The 15145-nt window shown below is 68.9% G+C and carries 8 protein-coding genes; 6 read left to right on the top strand and 2 right to left on the bottom strand.

All coding sequences use genetic code 11. The annotated features are described in order from the left end of the window. The first annotated feature begins 330 nt into the window (after positions 1-330). From HHL10_RS30325 to HHL10_RS28070, 4 genes are all read left to right on the top strand, one after another. Positions 331-5505 (top strand): N,N-dimethylformamidase beta subunit family domain-containing protein, encoded by a 5175-nt coding sequence (locus HHL10_RS30325; protein ID WP_205833259.1) that lies wholly within the window; start codon positions 331-333, stop codon positions 5503-5505. A gap of 292 nt (positions 5506-5797) precedes the next feature. Beyond that, positions 5798-7891, top strand: coding sequence for a patatin-like phospholipase domain-containing protein (locus HHL10_RS28080; protein WP_169163733.1), 2094 nt, complete (start codon positions 5798-5800; stop codon positions 7889-7891). Beyond that, positions 7881-8855 (top strand): hypothetical protein, encoded by a 975-nt coding sequence (locus HHL10_RS28075; RefSeq protein ID WP_169163731.1) that lies wholly within the window; start codon positions 7881-7883, stop codon positions 8853-8855. Before HHL10_RS28080 ends, HHL10_RS28075 begins: the two co-directional genes overlap by 11 nt. A gap of 226 nt (positions 8856-9081) precedes the next feature. Beyond that, the gene (locus HHL10_RS28070) at positions 9082-10806 is read left to right on the top strand and encodes an AMP-binding protein (RefSeq protein WP_169163730.1); all 1725 of its coding nucleotides are present in this window, start codon (positions 9082-9084) and stop codon (positions 10804-10806) included. A 60-nt stretch (positions 10807-10866) separates the two neighbouring features. Here HHL10_RS28070 and HHL10_RS28065 read toward each other — a convergent pair whose 3' ends face one another. Continuing rightward, the gene (locus tag HHL10_RS28065) at positions 10867-11565 is read right to left on the bottom strand and encodes a PEP-CTERM sorting domain-containing protein (protein ID WP_169163729.1); all 699 of its coding nucleotides are present in this window, start codon (positions 11563-11565) and stop codon (positions 10867-10869) included. Positions 11566-11703: 138 nt separating this feature from the next. Then, on the bottom strand, positions 11704-13455 hold the full coding sequence (locus HHL10_RS28060; RefSeq protein WP_169163725.1) for a PHA/PHB synthase family protein: 1752 nt from the start codon (positions 13453-13455) through the stop codon (positions 11704-11706). A gap of 294 nt (positions 13456-13749) precedes the next feature. On the opposite strand from HHL10_RS28060, the gene HHL10_RS28055 reads away from it, so the two are divergent. Beyond that, complete coding sequence (locus HHL10_RS28055; RefSeq protein ID WP_169163724.1) at positions 13750-14547, top strand: enoyl-CoA hydratase-related protein; 798 nt, start codon at positions 13750-13752, stop codon at positions 14545-14547. A gap of 22 nt (positions 14548-14569) precedes the next feature. Further along, entirely contained in the window at positions 14570-15004 is a 435-nt protein-coding gene (paaI, locus tag HHL10_RS28050; RefSeq protein ID WP_169163723.1) for a hydroxyphenylacetyl-CoA thioesterase PaaI, read from the top strand. Positions 15005-15145 lie beyond the last annotated feature (141 nt).

Raw genomic sequence — 15145 nt, 5'->3', positions numbered from 1 at the left:
GTCCCCATGCAGGCGTGACGGGCAAATATTTCAGCTTCGACCGCAAAGGTGCATCGGCCGACTGCCCGGGTCCGGCCGATGACTGTCCAGGCAACCTGAACAATCCGCCCAATCGGTGCCATCGTTGTCTGGAATTTTTGAATAGTCTCCGGCGACCCGGCCCTGCACGCTGACGGTGATTGCCATCCTGGCCGCCTTGCACATCCCATGAACGGATGAGGGCGCGTTCGGGTGGGCCCGCGCGAACGCGCAGCCGTCCCCGGGTTTGCCCGGCATCCCATCTGCCCGCCTTCTTGCGATTGGGGGCGCTTCGGCGTGAAGGAGGCGGATATGGCACACGGCGGCGGGGTGCGTGCGTGCGGCACGCAAAGGCTGTTTCTCCTGTGGATGCTGGCGTGGCTGGTGGCGCTGCTGGGCTGGGCCCGGCCCGCGGCGGCGGCCGATCCGGCGCAGGGGCCGGGCGGGCCGATCCTGGTCGTCACCTCGGGCAGCGCCAACTTCGGGCTCTACCACGCCGAGATCCTGCGCAACGAGGGCTTCAACGCCTTCGCCGTGGCCGACATCGCCGCCGTCAACGCCGGGATGCTGGCGGCCTACGACGTGGTGGTCCTGTCGCGCATGGCGCTGTCCGACACCCAGGCCACGCTGCTGACGAACTGGGTCAATGCCGGCGGCAACCTCATCGCCATGGCGCCCGATGCCCGGCTCAACGGCCTGCTGGGCGTCAGCAGCGCCGGCACGCCGCTGAGCAACGGCTACCTGCAGGTGAACAGCGCCAGCGCGGTGGGCAACGGCATCGCCAGCCAGACGCTGCAGTTCCACGGCAGCGCCAACCGCTACAACCTCGCCGGCGCCACGGCGCTGGCCATGCTCTACGGCAGCGCCGCCAGTGCCACGGCCAACCCGGCCGTGACGCTGCGCCGCGTGGGCAGCGGCCAGGCCGCGGCCTTCGCCTACGACCTGGCCACCTCCATCGTGCAGACCCGCCAGGGCAACCCGGCCTGGGCCGCGCAGGAGCGCGACGGCCTCTCGCCCATCCGCTCCGACGACAAGTTCTACGGCGCCGCCGCCGCCGACCCGCGCCCGGACTGGGTCGACCTGGCCAAGGTGGACATCCCGCAGGCCGACGAGCAGCAGCGGCTGCTGGGCAACCTCATCTCGCACATGAACCGCGCGCGCAAGCCGCTGCCGCGCTTCTGGTACTTCCCCTTCGGCAAGAAGGCCGTGGTCATCATGACCGGCGACGACCACGCCAATGGCGGCACGGCCGGGCGCTTCGAGCGCTTCAAGGCGCTCAGCCCCGCGGGCTGCTCGGTGGCGGACTGGCAGTGCATCCGCGGCACCTCCTACATCTACACCGACACCCCGCTCAGCCCCACGCAGGCCGCGCAGTACCACGCCGAGGGCTTCGAAGTCAGCCTGCACGCCAGCACCCGCTGCGACGACTACAGCGCGCTGTCGCTGGACGCCACCTACACCGACCAGCTCGCCGCCTGGCGCGCCAAGTACGGCAGCCTGCCCGGGCCGCTGACGCAGCGGCACCACTGCATCGTCTGGAGCGACTGGAGCAGCGGCGCCGAGACGCAGGCGCGCCACGGCATGCGGCTGGACACGAGCTACTACTTCTGGCCGGCGGGCTGGGTCGGGGACCGGCCCGGCCTGTTCACCGGCTCGGCCATGCCCATGCGCTTCATGCGCCTGGACGGCCGCTTCGTGGACGTGTACCAGGCCGCCACGCACATGACCGACGAGTCCGGCCAGAGCTACCCGTACACGGTGGACGCGCTGCTGGACCGCGCCCTGGGCCCGCAGGAGTACTACGGCGCCTACACCGTCAACGCCCACACCGACCAGGCCATCACCGACGAGGCCGAGGCCGTGGTGGCCTCGGCCAAGGCGCGCGGCGTGCCGGTGGTGTCGGCGCGGCAGATGCTCGCCTGGCTGGACGCGCGCAATGCCTCCTCGTTCGGCGCCTTCAGCTGGAACGGCAGCACGCTCAACTTCAGCGTCGCCCGCAGCCCGGCGGCGCGCGGCCTGCAGGCCTACCTGCCGCGGCGCTCGGCCACGGGCGTGCTCGGCACCCTCACGCGCAACGGCACGCGCGTGCCGCTGACGCTGCGCACCATCAAGGGCGTGGAGATGGCCTTCTTCGCGGCGGACTCCGGCAGCTACGTCGCCACCTACGCCGCCGACACCGCCGGCCCCACCGTGACCGCCACCACCCCGGCCGCCGGCGCCGCGGGCGTGGGCACGAACACGCTGGTGAAGGCCGTCTTCAACGACGCGCTGGACCCGGCCACGATCACCACCAGCACCTTCGAGCTGCGCAATGCCGCCGGCAGCGTCGTGGCCGCCACGGTGCGCTGGGACGCCACCAGCCGCACCGCCACGCTCACGCCGTCGGCGCTGCTGGCCCCATCCACGTCCTACACCGTCACGCTGCGCGGCGGCAGCGCCGAGCCGCGCATCCGCGACGCCATCGGCAACCCGATGACGGCCAGCAAGACCTGGTCGTTCACCAGCGCCGGCGGCGCCACCTGGTCCGACTGCCCCTGCAGCGGCTGGAGCGCCACCGCCACGCCCACGAATCCTTCCATCAACGACCCGGGCGCGGTGGAGCTGGGCGTGAAGTTCCGCGTGGACACCGGCGGCTTCATCACCGGCATCCGCTTCTACAAGGGCGCGGGCAACACCGGCACGCACATCGGCAACCTGTGGAGCGCCGACGGCGCCCGGCTGGCCACGGCGCAGTTCGGGCCCGAGACGGCCAGCGGCTGGCAGCAGGTCAACTTCGCCACGCCCGTGCCGGTGACGGCCAACACGGTGTACGTGGCCTCGTACTTCGCGCCCAACGGCGGCTATGCCGGCGACAACAATTTCTTCGCCACCCGCGGCGTGGACAACGCCCCGGTGCACCTGCTGCAAAACGGCGTGAGCGGGGGCAACGGCGTCTACGCCTACGGCAGCAGCTCCAGCTTCCCGTCGCAGACCTACCAGGCCAGCAACTACTGGGTGGACGTGGTGTTCAGCCCGGGCTCCGGCGCCAGCGCCGCCAAGACGACCGGCAAGGTGGTCGAGGCCGCGCCGGCCAGGACGGAGCCGACGCAGGTGGCCGTGAAGGCGCCGGACGCGGGCCTGCTGGTGTCGGTGACGGCCACGGCGGCGGAACTCGCCTTGGCGGCCCCCGCTGCAGCCACGCCGGAGGCCGGCTGCGCGGCGCCGCCCAATGCCGTGGTGGCCGAGAACTGCCTGACCGGCAACCCGGCCTCGGAGTGGGACGTGAACGGCGCGGGCGACGCGTCGATCCAGGGCTTCGCCACGGAGATGAGCGTCAACCGCGGCGAGACCGTCCGCTTCAAGGTCAAGACCGCCGCCCGGAGCTACCGCTTCGACATCTACCGCCTGGGCTGGTACGGCGGGCGCGGGGCGCGCAAGGTCGCCAGCGTGCAGCCCTCGGCCACGCTGCCGCAGACCCAGCCGGCCTGCCTGACGCAGTCGGCCACCGGGCTCATCGACTGCGGCAACTGGGCCGTCTCGGGCTCCTGGGCCGTGCCGGCTAGCGCCGTGTCGGGCATCTACATCGCCCGCCTGGTGCGCACCGACACCGGCGGCGCCAGCCACATCGTGTTCGTGGTGCGCAACGACGCCGGCACCTCGGCGCTGCTGTTCCAGACCTCTGACACCACCTGGCAGGCCTACAACACCTGGGGCGGCAGCAGCCTCTACGCCGGCGGCATCGGCACGGGCGCGGGCCGGGCCTACAAGGTCAGCTACAACCGCCCCTTCAACACCCGCGCCGTGGACGGTGGCCACGACTGGCTGTTCCATGCCGAGTACCCGATGCTGCGCTGGCTGGAGGCCAACGGCTACGACCTCAGCTACACCAGCGGCATCGACACCGACCGGCGCGGCGCGCTGCTGCGCAACCACAAGGTGTTCCTGTCGGTGGGGCACGACGAGTACTGGTCCGGCGTGCAGCGCGCCAACGTCGAGGCGGCGCGCGACGCCGGCGTCAACCTCGCCTTCTTCAGCGGCAACGAGGTGTTCTGGAAGACGCGCTGGGAGCCCAGCATCGCCGCCGGCGCCGCGCCCTACCGCACGCTGGTGAGCTACAAGGAGACGCACGCCAACCGCAAGATCGACCCGCAGCCGGTGTGGACCGGCACCTGGCGCGACCCGCGCTTCTCGCCGCCCTACGACGGCGGGCGCCCGGAGAACGCGCTCACCGGCACGATCTTCATGAACAACGACACCGGCCGCTCCTACGCCATCCAGGTGCCGGCCGCCGACGGAAAGATGCGCTTCTGGCGCAACACCAGCGTCGCCGCGCAGACCGCCGGCCAGGTTGCCACGCTGCCCACCGGCGTGCTGGGCTACGAGTGGGACGCCGACCTCGACAACGGCGCGCGCCCGCCGGGGCTGATCCGGCTGTCGCAGACCACGCTCACCACCAGCGGCGCGCTGCTGGACTACGGCTCGACCTACGGCACGGGCACCGTCACGCACCGCCTCACGCTCTACAAGCACCGCAGCGGCGCGCGGGTGTTCGGCGCGGGCACGATCCAGTGGTCCTGGGGCCTGGAGGCCACGCATGACAACGCCGGCACGCCGGCGGACGCGCGCATGCGCCAGGCCACGGTGAACCTGTTCGCCGACATGGGCGTGCAGCCCCAGACGCTGCAGGCCGGGCTGGTGGCGGCCAGCGCCTCCACCGACGTGACGGCGCCGACTTCCAGCATCACCGCTCCGGCGGCCAACGCCAGCGTGCCGGCGGGGCAGGGCCTCACCATCACCGGCACGGCCAGCGACAGCGGCGGCGTGGTCGGCGGGGTGGAGGTGTCGGTGGACGGCGGCGTGCGCTGGCACCCGGCCAACGGCCGCGGCAGCTGGAGCTACGCCTGGACGCCCCAGGCCAGCGGCACCGTCACGCTGATGAGCCGCGCGGTGGACGACAGCGGCAACCTGCAGGGCACGCCCGCGAGCCGCAGCGTGACGGTCACCCCCATGGCCTGCCCGTGCACGGCCTTCTCCTCCTCCAGCACGCCCAACACGCCCAGCGACCCGGACGGCGCCACCGTCAATGTGGGCGTGAAGTTCCGCACCGACCAGAACGGCTACATCACGGCCATCCGCTTCTACAAGGGCAGCGGCAACACCGGCACGCACGTGGGCGCGCTGTGGCGGGCCGACACCGGCGCACTGCTGGCGACAACTACCTTCGTCAACGAGACGGCCACCGGCTGGCAGCAGGCGAACTTCTCGTCCCCGGTGCCGGTGACGGCCGGCGTCGTGTACGTGGCCTCGTACCGCGCGCCCAACGGCCATTACGCGGCCGACACCGGCTACTTCAGCAGCGCCGGCGTGGACAGCGGCCCGCTGCACCTGCTGCGCGACGGCGTGAACGGCGGCAACGGCGTGTACGCCTACGGCGGTAGCTCGGTGCTGTTCCCGAGCTCGACCTACCAGGCGTCCAATTACTGGGTGGACGTGGTGTTCAGGCCGTGAAGAAGGCTGCGGCCCGGCCGCGCTGGCAGAGCAGCGCGGCCGGGCCGCAACGGTACCGGCAATGCCCTGAATGGCGGCCCCGCGGCTGTCAATGTGAACAAAGTTGGATTGATTCACCGGTGCTCCAGAATTATTTTGTCTGGAGCATTGGCCCCTTCTAGAAACGCTCCTGGGGACCTTGCCCGGCTGCTGCTGCCTGCAATTGAAAATGTCGGCAGTGCCATGCATATCAGTGCGCGGATGCGGGCGGCAGCCTTTCGACCTTGTTGCCAAAGGCAGTTGGAAGGGCAAGATGAAGAATTTGTTGGCGCGCCTGAAAAATTGGGCCGGCTGGCTGATGAAGCTGCTGGCCAACTTCATTTGCGGCATCACGCGATGCCTGGTGCCCCTGGCCACCTTGGCGGTATGGATCGGACTGCTGTGGAGTGACCAGGGCCGGGACGTGCTGCGGCGTTCGACCGAGCGCTGGGTGCTCGACGGCAGCTACAGCGACTTGGTGTTTCTGGCTTTGTCCTGCGTCTTGTTCAGCCTGGCGATCTGGTATTCGATGCGCTGGCTGCTGCTGGCCAGGTTTCCCGGGCTATGGATGGCGCCCGTGAAAATGGAATGGTGGCGAAAATTCATACCAAGATTCTGTGGCGCTGCCGTGCCCACCTGGGTGGGAATGATGTTCTGGCAGTTGGCCCATTCCGCCACCAGCGCGGTATCGCGTGCTGGAGAAGCAGGCAACACTTCTCTTGCCCAGCATGCATACGGGCTCGCCATCGCTTTCATGGTGCTTGCAGGGGTATTGTTTTCTTTCTACGTCAAGCGTGCCGATATTTTCGGGCTCGTGGTTCCCAAGGCCCTGCCGCCCAGGGCCAGCGTGCCGCCCGCCACGCAGCGGGTCATGCTCTGGTCGATGATATTTACCTTTTTGTGCACGTTATTGGTGTGGCTGTATCCATTGTCCGTGCCAAGGGTGGTGGGAAGCGTTTCCATCGTCGCACTGGCACTCACCGGCATCAATCTGGTTGGCAGTTTCGTGCTGTCGTTCTGGGCCCTGCGCCATCGTTTGCCCAATCTCGTGCCGGCCGCGCTTACGGTGGCCGCGATATTCAGCCTCTTCAACGACAGGGGGCCATCCTCCCTTACCGAAAAACCGGCGACGGCTCCGCTGCCGGTGGCCTCCGCTTTCGAGGCCTGGCTGGCACACAGGAAAGACGTCAACACCATTTACGTGGTAGCCGCGGAAGGGGGCGGAATTCGTGCCGCCTACTGGACTGCTGCCGTTCTCGAAGCCCTGGAAGAAAAGAAGCCGAACTTCCGCAAGGAGGTGTTCGCGATTTCCAGCGTCTCCGGCGGCAGCGTGGGCGCGGGCATGTGGCTGGCGGGATTGCGTGACCGCCTGTGCGGGAGCGACGGCCAGAACATCCCGGATTCATCCCAGGCGGCCGTGCCGGCCAAGGCGGCTACCCGTGCGCTGGGCACCGATTTCCTGTCGCCTACGCTGGGACTGATGTTCTATCCCAACCTGATGAATGGCTTCCTGCCGGTCGAAATCCAGGCCAGCGACCGTTCCCGAGGCCTGGAAGAGGGATGGCAGCGGGCCATGTCCCGACTGCCGGGGCGGCCCCTGGAAATGAATATCTCCGATTTCCAGTCGAGCCCGCCCGGATGTCCGGCCATGCCCTACGCGCTTTTCAACGCGACCGTGGCGGAATCCGGCCAGCGCGCCATTCTTTCGCATCTGGAAACCGAGGGATTCATCGACACTTTCCATGTCGATTCCTCGGTGATGCCGTCCTACCGGCAGCAGTCGGTCGCGGCGCTCATGCACCACAGTGCCCGGTTTCCCCTGGTGAGCCCGCCCGGTACGGTCACTGACATGAAAACCGGACGTCGGCTGGCGCGCCTGCTGGACGGCGGGTATTTCGACAACTCCGGCATCGTGACGGCGCTCGAACTCATCAGCATGATCTCGAAGCATCCCAAGGCGGCGGGAAAGAACATCGCCCTGCTCGTCATTTCCAATGATTCCTACAAGGAATGCCCGCGCCGGGATGGCACGATGTTTTGCGAGCAGCCCGCGGGCCCGGTTTCGCGACCGGTGGTGGCGGGTGGTTCTTTTCTCTACGAAGTCGTGCCGCTGCTGACGGGCGTCTATAACGTCAGGGATTCGCATATCCGCGATGTGCTCTATCGCGCGGTGACGGTCAGCCATATGAATATGAAAGTGGCTTTGGCCGATGCCAACGCCAGCGCACCCCTGGGCTGGGCCCTGTCCCGCAGCATGACGGAACAACTGGACGCCGCGGCCCGCAGGGTGGCGCAAAGAGACTTGAATTTTCCGGCGCCAGCAGGGACGCAGACTGCCATGAATAAGGGAGCCGAAAATGCACGCTGACGGTATTGAAGGCAGGCCCATCAGCCACCCGGCCTCCGGCTTTCCCCGTTTTCTGCAATGGTTCATTGACCATCACCAAATGCTGCTGGCCATGGCTTGGCTGCTGTTGCTTTTGGGTGTGGTGGGCATGACGGCCACGGCTCATGGCCCTTGGAACAAGAATATCCTGCGGGACCCGGGGCCGATGGAAACCGTGAGCAGCGTGGATGGGCTGCTGCGTGTCATCAATGAGCAGACCGATAACTGGCCTCAACCTCAGAATGCACCCGTGCCGGGCAAGGCCGAGAATGGCCAGCAGCCGCCGCCGGCACCGGACCAGGGCGCGAAAAGCGAGCCCAAGAAAGTGGATTTGAGTAAATTCAGGCTGGCTTTCTATTTTGATTCACTGGCCATTGTCCCAGGCTATACCCTGTTGTTCCTGATTCAATATTTATTGCTGAAAGCCTGCCTAATTGCTGAGCCGAAAAGGCAGGCATCTCAGGAAAAGCCGTTGAGAAACCCGTCCATGAATCGCCATGAAGTGCTTTTTCACCTGATGTGCGCCGTGCCGGTGGCGGCAGCACTGTTCGACCTGGCGGAAAACGGCATGACGGTGCGCGCGGTGGAGGACGCGGCAAGCTACGTGCTGGCGGACGCCACCGTGGCGGACATGCGCAGCGCGTCGGTCTGGAAATGGAGCCTGCTGGCGGCTTCTTGCGGCCTGCTGGCCTTCTTGTGCTGGCAAGCTGCAAAGCCGATGGCAGGCGGTTCAGAGCTGGTGATGAGCCTCAATCCCAAGGAACGACGTTTCCTGAAGACGGCCCTGGGACTGGCGGCGGTGGCGGCGCTGGTGTTCGGGCTCTTCCCCTGGGCACCGGATCTGCTGCTGGCTGGCATGGCCGCCATGGGCCTGGCCTGGGCATGCGCCGGGCTGGCCTGCCTGTCGGCCCTGAAGCGGGAGCAGCCCCATTCAAGGGCTCCTTGAGCGGCGACGGGGCCACCCGGCGCCTTGCACCGGGTGGCAATACACGCCACGCAACTTGACCGCTTTGGCTATCGCGCCGGCGCGCGCGCCTTCCTAGAGTCACGCGGACGCGTGGGCCGCCGTTGGGGAAGCAACTCGAAGAGCTGCTTGGGGTGGCGGCGCGTCGCCGGACCAAGGCCGGCCTCGGCGGGCCGCTCCGGTGGACACCAGACCAAGGAGACATTCGATGGACACGACCCGCGCCTCCACGGCGCGCCAGGCCTTTGTGGCCGCGCGCGACCAACTGCTGGCCCTGCGCAGCGACCAGGCCACGGCCGCGCGCGACTTCCGCTGGCCCGAGCTGGACCAGTTCAACTGGGCCCTCGACCACTTCGACGCCATGGCGCGGGACAACGACGCGCCGGCGCTGTGGATCGTGGACGAGCACGGCGGCGAGGAGAAGCGCTCGTTCCGCCAGATGTCGGAGCGCTCGGGGCGGGTGGCCAACTTCCTGCGCCGGCACGGCGTGAAGCGCGGCGACCGCATCCTGCTGATGCTGGGCAACGAGGTGGCGCTGTGGGAAACCATGCTCGGCGCCTTCAAGCTCGGCGCGGTGGTGATCCCGGCCACCATGCTGCTCACGCCCGAGGACCTGCGCGACCGCCTGGAGCGCGGCCAGGTGCGCCACGTGGTGACCTGCGGCGCGCAGACCGCGAAGTTCGACGGCCTGGCCGAAGGCTGCACGCGCATCTGCGTGGGCGAGGCGCCGTCGGGCTGGCTGGACTTTGCCCTGGCGCAGGAGGAGAGCGCCGGTTTCGAGCCGGACGGCCCCACCGCCGCCACCGACCCGCTGCTGCTCTACTTCACCTCGGGCACCACCTCCAAGCCCAAGCTGGTGCTGCACACGCACCAGAGCTACCCGGTGGGGCACCTCTCCACCATGTACTGGATCGGGCTGCAGCCGGGGGACGTGCACCTCAACATCTCCTCGCCCGGCTGGGCCAAGCACGCCTGGAGCTGCTTCTTCGCGCCCTGGAACGCGGGCGCCTGCGTCTTCATCCACAACGTGGCGCGCTTCAGCGCGGCGGCGCTGCTGGCCACGCTGGAGCGCCACGGCGTGACCACGCTGTGCGCGCCGCCCACCGTGTGGCGCATGGTGATCCAGGAGGACATGGCAGCCTGGCGCGGCCGGCTGCGCTTGCGCGAGATCATCGGCGCGGGCGAGCCGCTGAACCCGGAGATCATCGAGCAGGTGCAGGCGGCCTGGGGCCTGACCCTGCGCGACGGCTACGGCCAGACCGAGACCACCGCCCAGGTCGGCAACGCGCCGGGCCAGCTGCTCAAGCCCGGCTCCATGGGCCGGCCGCTGCCGGGCTACCAGGTCGTGCTGCTGGACGCGGACGGCCGCGAAAGCGACGAGGGCGAGGTCTGCCTCAAGCTCGACCCGCGCCCGCTGGGCCTGATGGCGGGCTACGAGGACAGCGCCGAGAAGACCGCCGAGGTGATGCGCGACGGCCACTACCACACCGGCGACGTGGCCCAGCGCGACGCCGAGGGCTACCTGACCTTCGTCGGCCGCGCCGATGACGTGTTCAAGGCCTCGGACTACCGCATCAGCCCCTTCGAGCTGGAGAGCGTGCTGATGGAGCACCCGGCCGTGACCGAGGTGGCCGTGGTGCCCAGCCCCGACCCGGTGCGGCTGGCGGTGCCCAAGGCCTTCGTCACGGTGGCGCAGGGGCAGGCGATCGACGAGGCGCTGGCGCTGGACGTGCTGCGCTACGCGCGCCAGCAGCTCGCGCCCTACAAGCGCGTGCGCCGCATCGAGTTCCTCACCGAGCTGCCCAAGACCATCTCGGGCAAGCTGCGCCGCGTAGAGCTGCGCCGGCTGGAGGCGGATCGCCGCCAGCGCGGCGTGCGCGAGGCCGGGGAGTTCTTCGAGGAGGATTTCCCGGGGCTGAAGGCGGAGGGCTGAATCTGCGGCGCCGGGTGGCCACGGGCAGGGCGTGCCCGCGGTCGGCAGGCCCGCCAGTCGTCAGGGCTGGCGCCGCGTCCGCGTCATGCCGCCCAGCGCGCACAGCCCACCCAGCAGCAGCGCCCAGGCGGAAGGCTCCGGCACGGGCGGGCTGAAGGTGAAGTTGTCGAGGGCGAAGGCGAACGAGCTGAAGTGCTGGCTGTCGCCCTCGATGACCAGGGAGGCGATGTCACGGCGGTCGCTGACGAAGCCGTGGAAGAACCAGTGTTCGAACGTGGGTTCGGTCGCGTAGCTGAGGATCTGGTCGGGGCCGTGGGTGAAGCGGACGGTCAGGTCGAACTTGCTGCCCATGTAGCGGTTGGTGTCGAAACCGAAGGCGGCCACCGGCCGGTCGAAGGTCACCGTGAGCGGATTGCCGTTGGGCTGGACGAAGCCGTCGAGAAAGCCGCCGTCGGAGGTGCCGCTCCAGTCGATGTTGAAGAAGAACTCCCGGCCGATGGCGGTCGAGTAAGTGGCTCCCGGCCGGATATCCCCGGGACGGATCGGCGTGCCATGGTCCACCACGAGGTTGGTTCTGGCATTGAGCACGCCCGTGCTGATCGGGAAATGGGCGTCGTCGGTGAAGCGTTCGACCGTGGCCGGGGCCCTCAGCACGGCGTCGAAGGCCTGGCGCTCGGAGAAATGCGTGAGGGTTGCATGGGTCGGCGCTGCCAGGGTGATGGCGGCCAGGCCGACGAGTTTCCGGACACTTCGCTGCATGCCGCTGCTCCTTGCGTTGGAGGCCCCGTGCAGCATGGCCGGAAAGCGCGCGCTCGGGTATTGAGCGCGCGTAGCAGATCGGAAAGTGTGTAATCGGCGCGGCCGGGCGGCCCGCTGCGGCCCGGCCGGGTTTTCGCCTCAAGTCGCCTTGGCCTTCACATACCGCCCCGGCGCCGGCTCGATGGGCTTGTATTTCTTGCTGCCCAGCGTCTTGCGCGCCGGCACGGTCTCGTCGCCGCCCTGCTGGCCGAGCCACTCGCTCCAGGCCGTCCACCAGCTGCCCGGGTACTGCTGCGCCTGCTTGAACCAGTGCTCGGGGTCCGGGTCCAGCGCCGGTTGCGCTTCCGCGGCCGGGGAAGGGGCGGCGGCGTCGGCATCGGCCGGCGCCAGCTCCCAGTAGCTGCGCTTCTTCTTGGCCGGCGGGTTGATCACGCCGGCGATGTGGCCGCTGGCGCCCAGCACGAAGGTGCGCGGGCCGCCCAGCAGCTGCGTCGTGGCATAGGCCGTCTTCCACGGCACGATGTGGTCCTCGCGCGAGGCGTAGATGAAGGCCGGCGTGGTGATCTGGCGCAGGTCCACCGGCACGCCGCTCTGCACCGTGCCGCCGGGCACGCGGATCTTGTTCTCCAGGTAGCCCTGGCGCATGAAGAAGCAGGCCATGGGGCCGGGCAGGTTGGAGTCGTCGGCGTTCCAGTACAGCAGGTCGAAGGGCGGCGGCGCCTTGCCCTGCAGGTAGCCGTTGACCACGTAGGGCCAGATCAGGTCGTTGGCGCGCAGCGCCGCGAACATGTGCGCCAGCTCGCGCCCGTGCAGCACGCCGCCCTTGCCGATGGACGCCTCGCGCAGCGCCATCGACTGCGGCGTGATCATCAGGCCCAGCTCGCCGGTGTCGGAGAAGTCCAGCAGCGTGGTCAACAGCGTCAGGCTCGCCACCTTGTCGGCCTGGCCCTTGGCCGCCATCACCGCCAGCGTGCAGGCCAGCAGCGAGCCGCCGATGCAGAAGCCCAGCGTGTTGACCCGCTCGCTGCCCGAGATCTCGCGCGCCACGTCCAGCGCCGTCATCACGCCCTGCTGCTGGTAGTCGTCCCAGGTCAGGTGCCCCAGCGAGGCGTCGATGTTGCGCCAGGACACGAGGAACACCGTGTGACCCTGGCTCACCGCATAGGCCACCAGCGAGTTCTCCGGCTGCAGGTCCAGGATGTAGAACTTGTTGATGCAGGGCGGCACGATCAGCAGCGGCGTGCGCTTGACCTCGTCGGTGGAGGGCGCGTACTGGATGAGCTGGAACACCTCGTTCTCGAACACCACGCTGCCCGGGCTCAGCGCCACGTTCTTGCCGACCTCGAAGGCCTTCTCGTCGGTCATGGAGACGCGGCCCTTGGCGAAGTCCTCCATGAACAGCCGCGCGCCCTCGATCAGGCTGCGCCCGCCGGTGTCCATGGCGGTCTTGAGCGCCTCGGGATTGGTGAGCAGGCAGTTGGCCGGGCTCAGCGCATCCACCACCTGGCGCAGCAGGAAGCCCCATTGCGCCTTGGTCCTCTCGTCCATGGGCGCCGCGTCCAGCGCCTGCTGCAGCGATTGCGTCTGCACCAGGTAGCTCTTGGAGAGCATGTCGAAGCCCGGATTCTTGGTCCAGGCCTCGGCCGAGAAGCGCCGGTCCGCCGCCACGTTCACCGCCGGCGGGAAGCCCGGAATGGCCGCGGCCATCGACATCGGCCAGAACGAGGTCATCTGCTTGATGGTCTCCTGCTGCCAGGAGGTGAAGGCCGTGGCCGCCTGCATCCAGGGCGCGAAGGCCTGGTCGGCGGTGAAGGGCCCGAGCACCGCCTGCTGCGACTTGAGCAGGTTGGAGAACCACTGGCCGCTGTCAGGCACGGAAGGCTGGTTCATTCGCTGTCTCCATCCATGGTTGTCGTGAGGAGCGCCGCCCCGCGCCGCGCTCCCCGCTCCATCTTCCCGCGGCCGGGCCGCGGGCACCAGAACGCCAGGTGCTGCACATGGCGTGCCGGCATCCACGCCCGTCCTGGCGGCCTCGTGGCGATGCCTCACCAGGGTTTGTCCGGGTACGCCTGATCTGGCTCAAGCCGGCGCTTCGACCTATCATCTACCGAACGGTCGGTATATGAATTTCCGCGCTGCAGCGGAACAACGCGACCGATGAATTTGATGCAGGAGTGAGCAGAGGTGCCCGAGTCCTTGATCCTGAAGTCGCAAACCGGTGCGGTGCGCACGCTGACCTTCAACCGCCCGGCGGCGCTCAACAGCTTCAACGGCGAGATGCATGCGTTGCTGCGGGCCGAGCTGGAGAACGCGGCGGCCGACACGAGCGTGCGCTGCGTGCTGCTGACGGGCGCGGGGCGCGCCTTTTGCGCCGGGCAGGACCTGTCGGACCCGCTGGTGAGCCCCGACGCGGCGCAGCCGCCCAAGGACCTGGGCGTGGTGATCGAGCGCTACTACGGGCCGCTGGTGCGGCGGTTGCGCAGCATGCCGGTGCCGGTGGTGGTGGCCGTCAACGGCGTGGCGGCCGGCGCGGGCGCGAACCTGGCGCTGTGCGGCGACCTGGTGCTGGCAGCGCGTTCGGCCAGCTTCATTCAGGCTTTCGGCAAGATCGGGCTGATTCCGGACAGCGGCGGCACCTGGCTGCTGCCGCGGCTGGTGGGCCGGGCCCGCGCGCTGGGGCTGGCGCTGCTGGGCGACAAGCTGCCGGCCGAGGAAGCCGAGCGCATCGGGCTGATCTGGCGTTGCGTCGAGGACGCCGAGCTGATGGCGCAGGCCCAGGCCCTGGCCGAGCGGCTGGCGGGCATGCCCACCAAGGCGCTGGTGGCCACGCGCCTGGCCATGGACGAGGCCCAGCACCTGGACCTCACGCACGCGCTCACCGCCGAGGCCAAGCTGCAGCGCGAGCTGGGCTTGGCGCACGACTACCAGGAAGGCGTGGCCGCCTTCGGCGCCAAGCGCGCCCCGGTGTTCACCGACCGCTGAAAACCCCTCCCGGAGCTTTTGCATGACTGCGACCCCGCAGGAAGTCGCCGAGCGCGTTCGCCTCGGCATGTATGCCCAGGACCGCGCCGCGCAGGCGCTGGGCATCGAGGTCACCGAGATCGGCCCCGGCCATGCCACGCTGACCATGAGCGTGCGCGAATCCATGCTCAACGGCCATGCCATCTGCCATGGCGGGCTCATCGCCACGCTGGCCGACACGGCCTTCGCCTACGGCTGCAACTCCTACGACGAGCTCACCGTGGCCTCGGGCTTTGGCATCGACTTCATCGCGCCGGGACGGCTGGGCGACGTGCTGACCGCGCGCTGCACCGAGCTGTCCAGGGCCGGCCGCACCGGCGTCTATGACGTGACGGTGGAGAACCAGCGCGGCGAGCGCATCGCGGTGTTCCGCGGCCGCTCCTACACCGCCAAGGGCCGGCCCGCCGTCGGCGCCTGACCCGCCCCGAAAAGAGGAGACAAGCCATGCCCGTCAAGCAGCCCGCCCCCGGCGACCTGGAGCCCATCGAGCTCGCCAGCCGCGACGAGATCCAGGCGCTGCAGCTGCAGCGCCTGCGCCGCACGCTGGAGCACGCCTACG

The organism is Azohydromonas caseinilytica (genome assembly GCF_012927045.1).
GTDB classification, from domain to species: domain Bacteria; phylum Pseudomonadota; class Gammaproteobacteria; order Burkholderiales; family Burkholderiaceae_C; genus Azohydromonas; species Azohydromonas caseinilytica.
This window is presented reverse-complemented; position numbering and strand designations above follow the sequence as displayed.

Bases quoted from the DNA above. Each gene is read 5' to 3' on its own strand.
- HHL10_RS28065 (WP_169163729.1), bottom strand. From the start codon at position 11,565: ATGCAGCGAAGTGTCCGGAAACTCGTCGGCCTGGCCGCCATCACCCTG.
- HHL10_RS28060 (WP_169163725.1), bottom strand. From the start codon at position 13,455: ATGAACCAGCCTTCCGTGCCTGACAGCGGCCAGTGGTTCTCCAACCTG.
- HHL10_RS28075 (WP_169163731.1), top strand. From the start codon at position 7,881: ATGCACGCTGACGGTATTGAAGGCAGGCCCATCAGCCACCCGGCCTCC.
- paaI (WP_169163723.1), top strand. From the start codon at position 14,570: ATGACTGCGACCCCGCAGGAAGTCGCCGAGCGCGTTCGCCTCGGCATG.
- HHL10_RS28070 (WP_169163730.1), top strand. From the start codon at position 9,082: ATGGACACGACCCGCGCCTCCACGGCGCGCCAGGCCTTTGTGGCCGCG.
- HHL10_RS28080 (WP_169163733.1), top strand. From the start codon at position 5,798: ATGAAGAATTTGTTGGCGCGCCTGAAAAATTGGGCCGGCTGGCTGATG.
- HHL10_RS30325 (WP_205833259.1), top strand. From the start codon at position 331: ATGGCACACGGCGGCGGGGTGCGTGCGTGCGGCACGCAAAGGCTGTTT.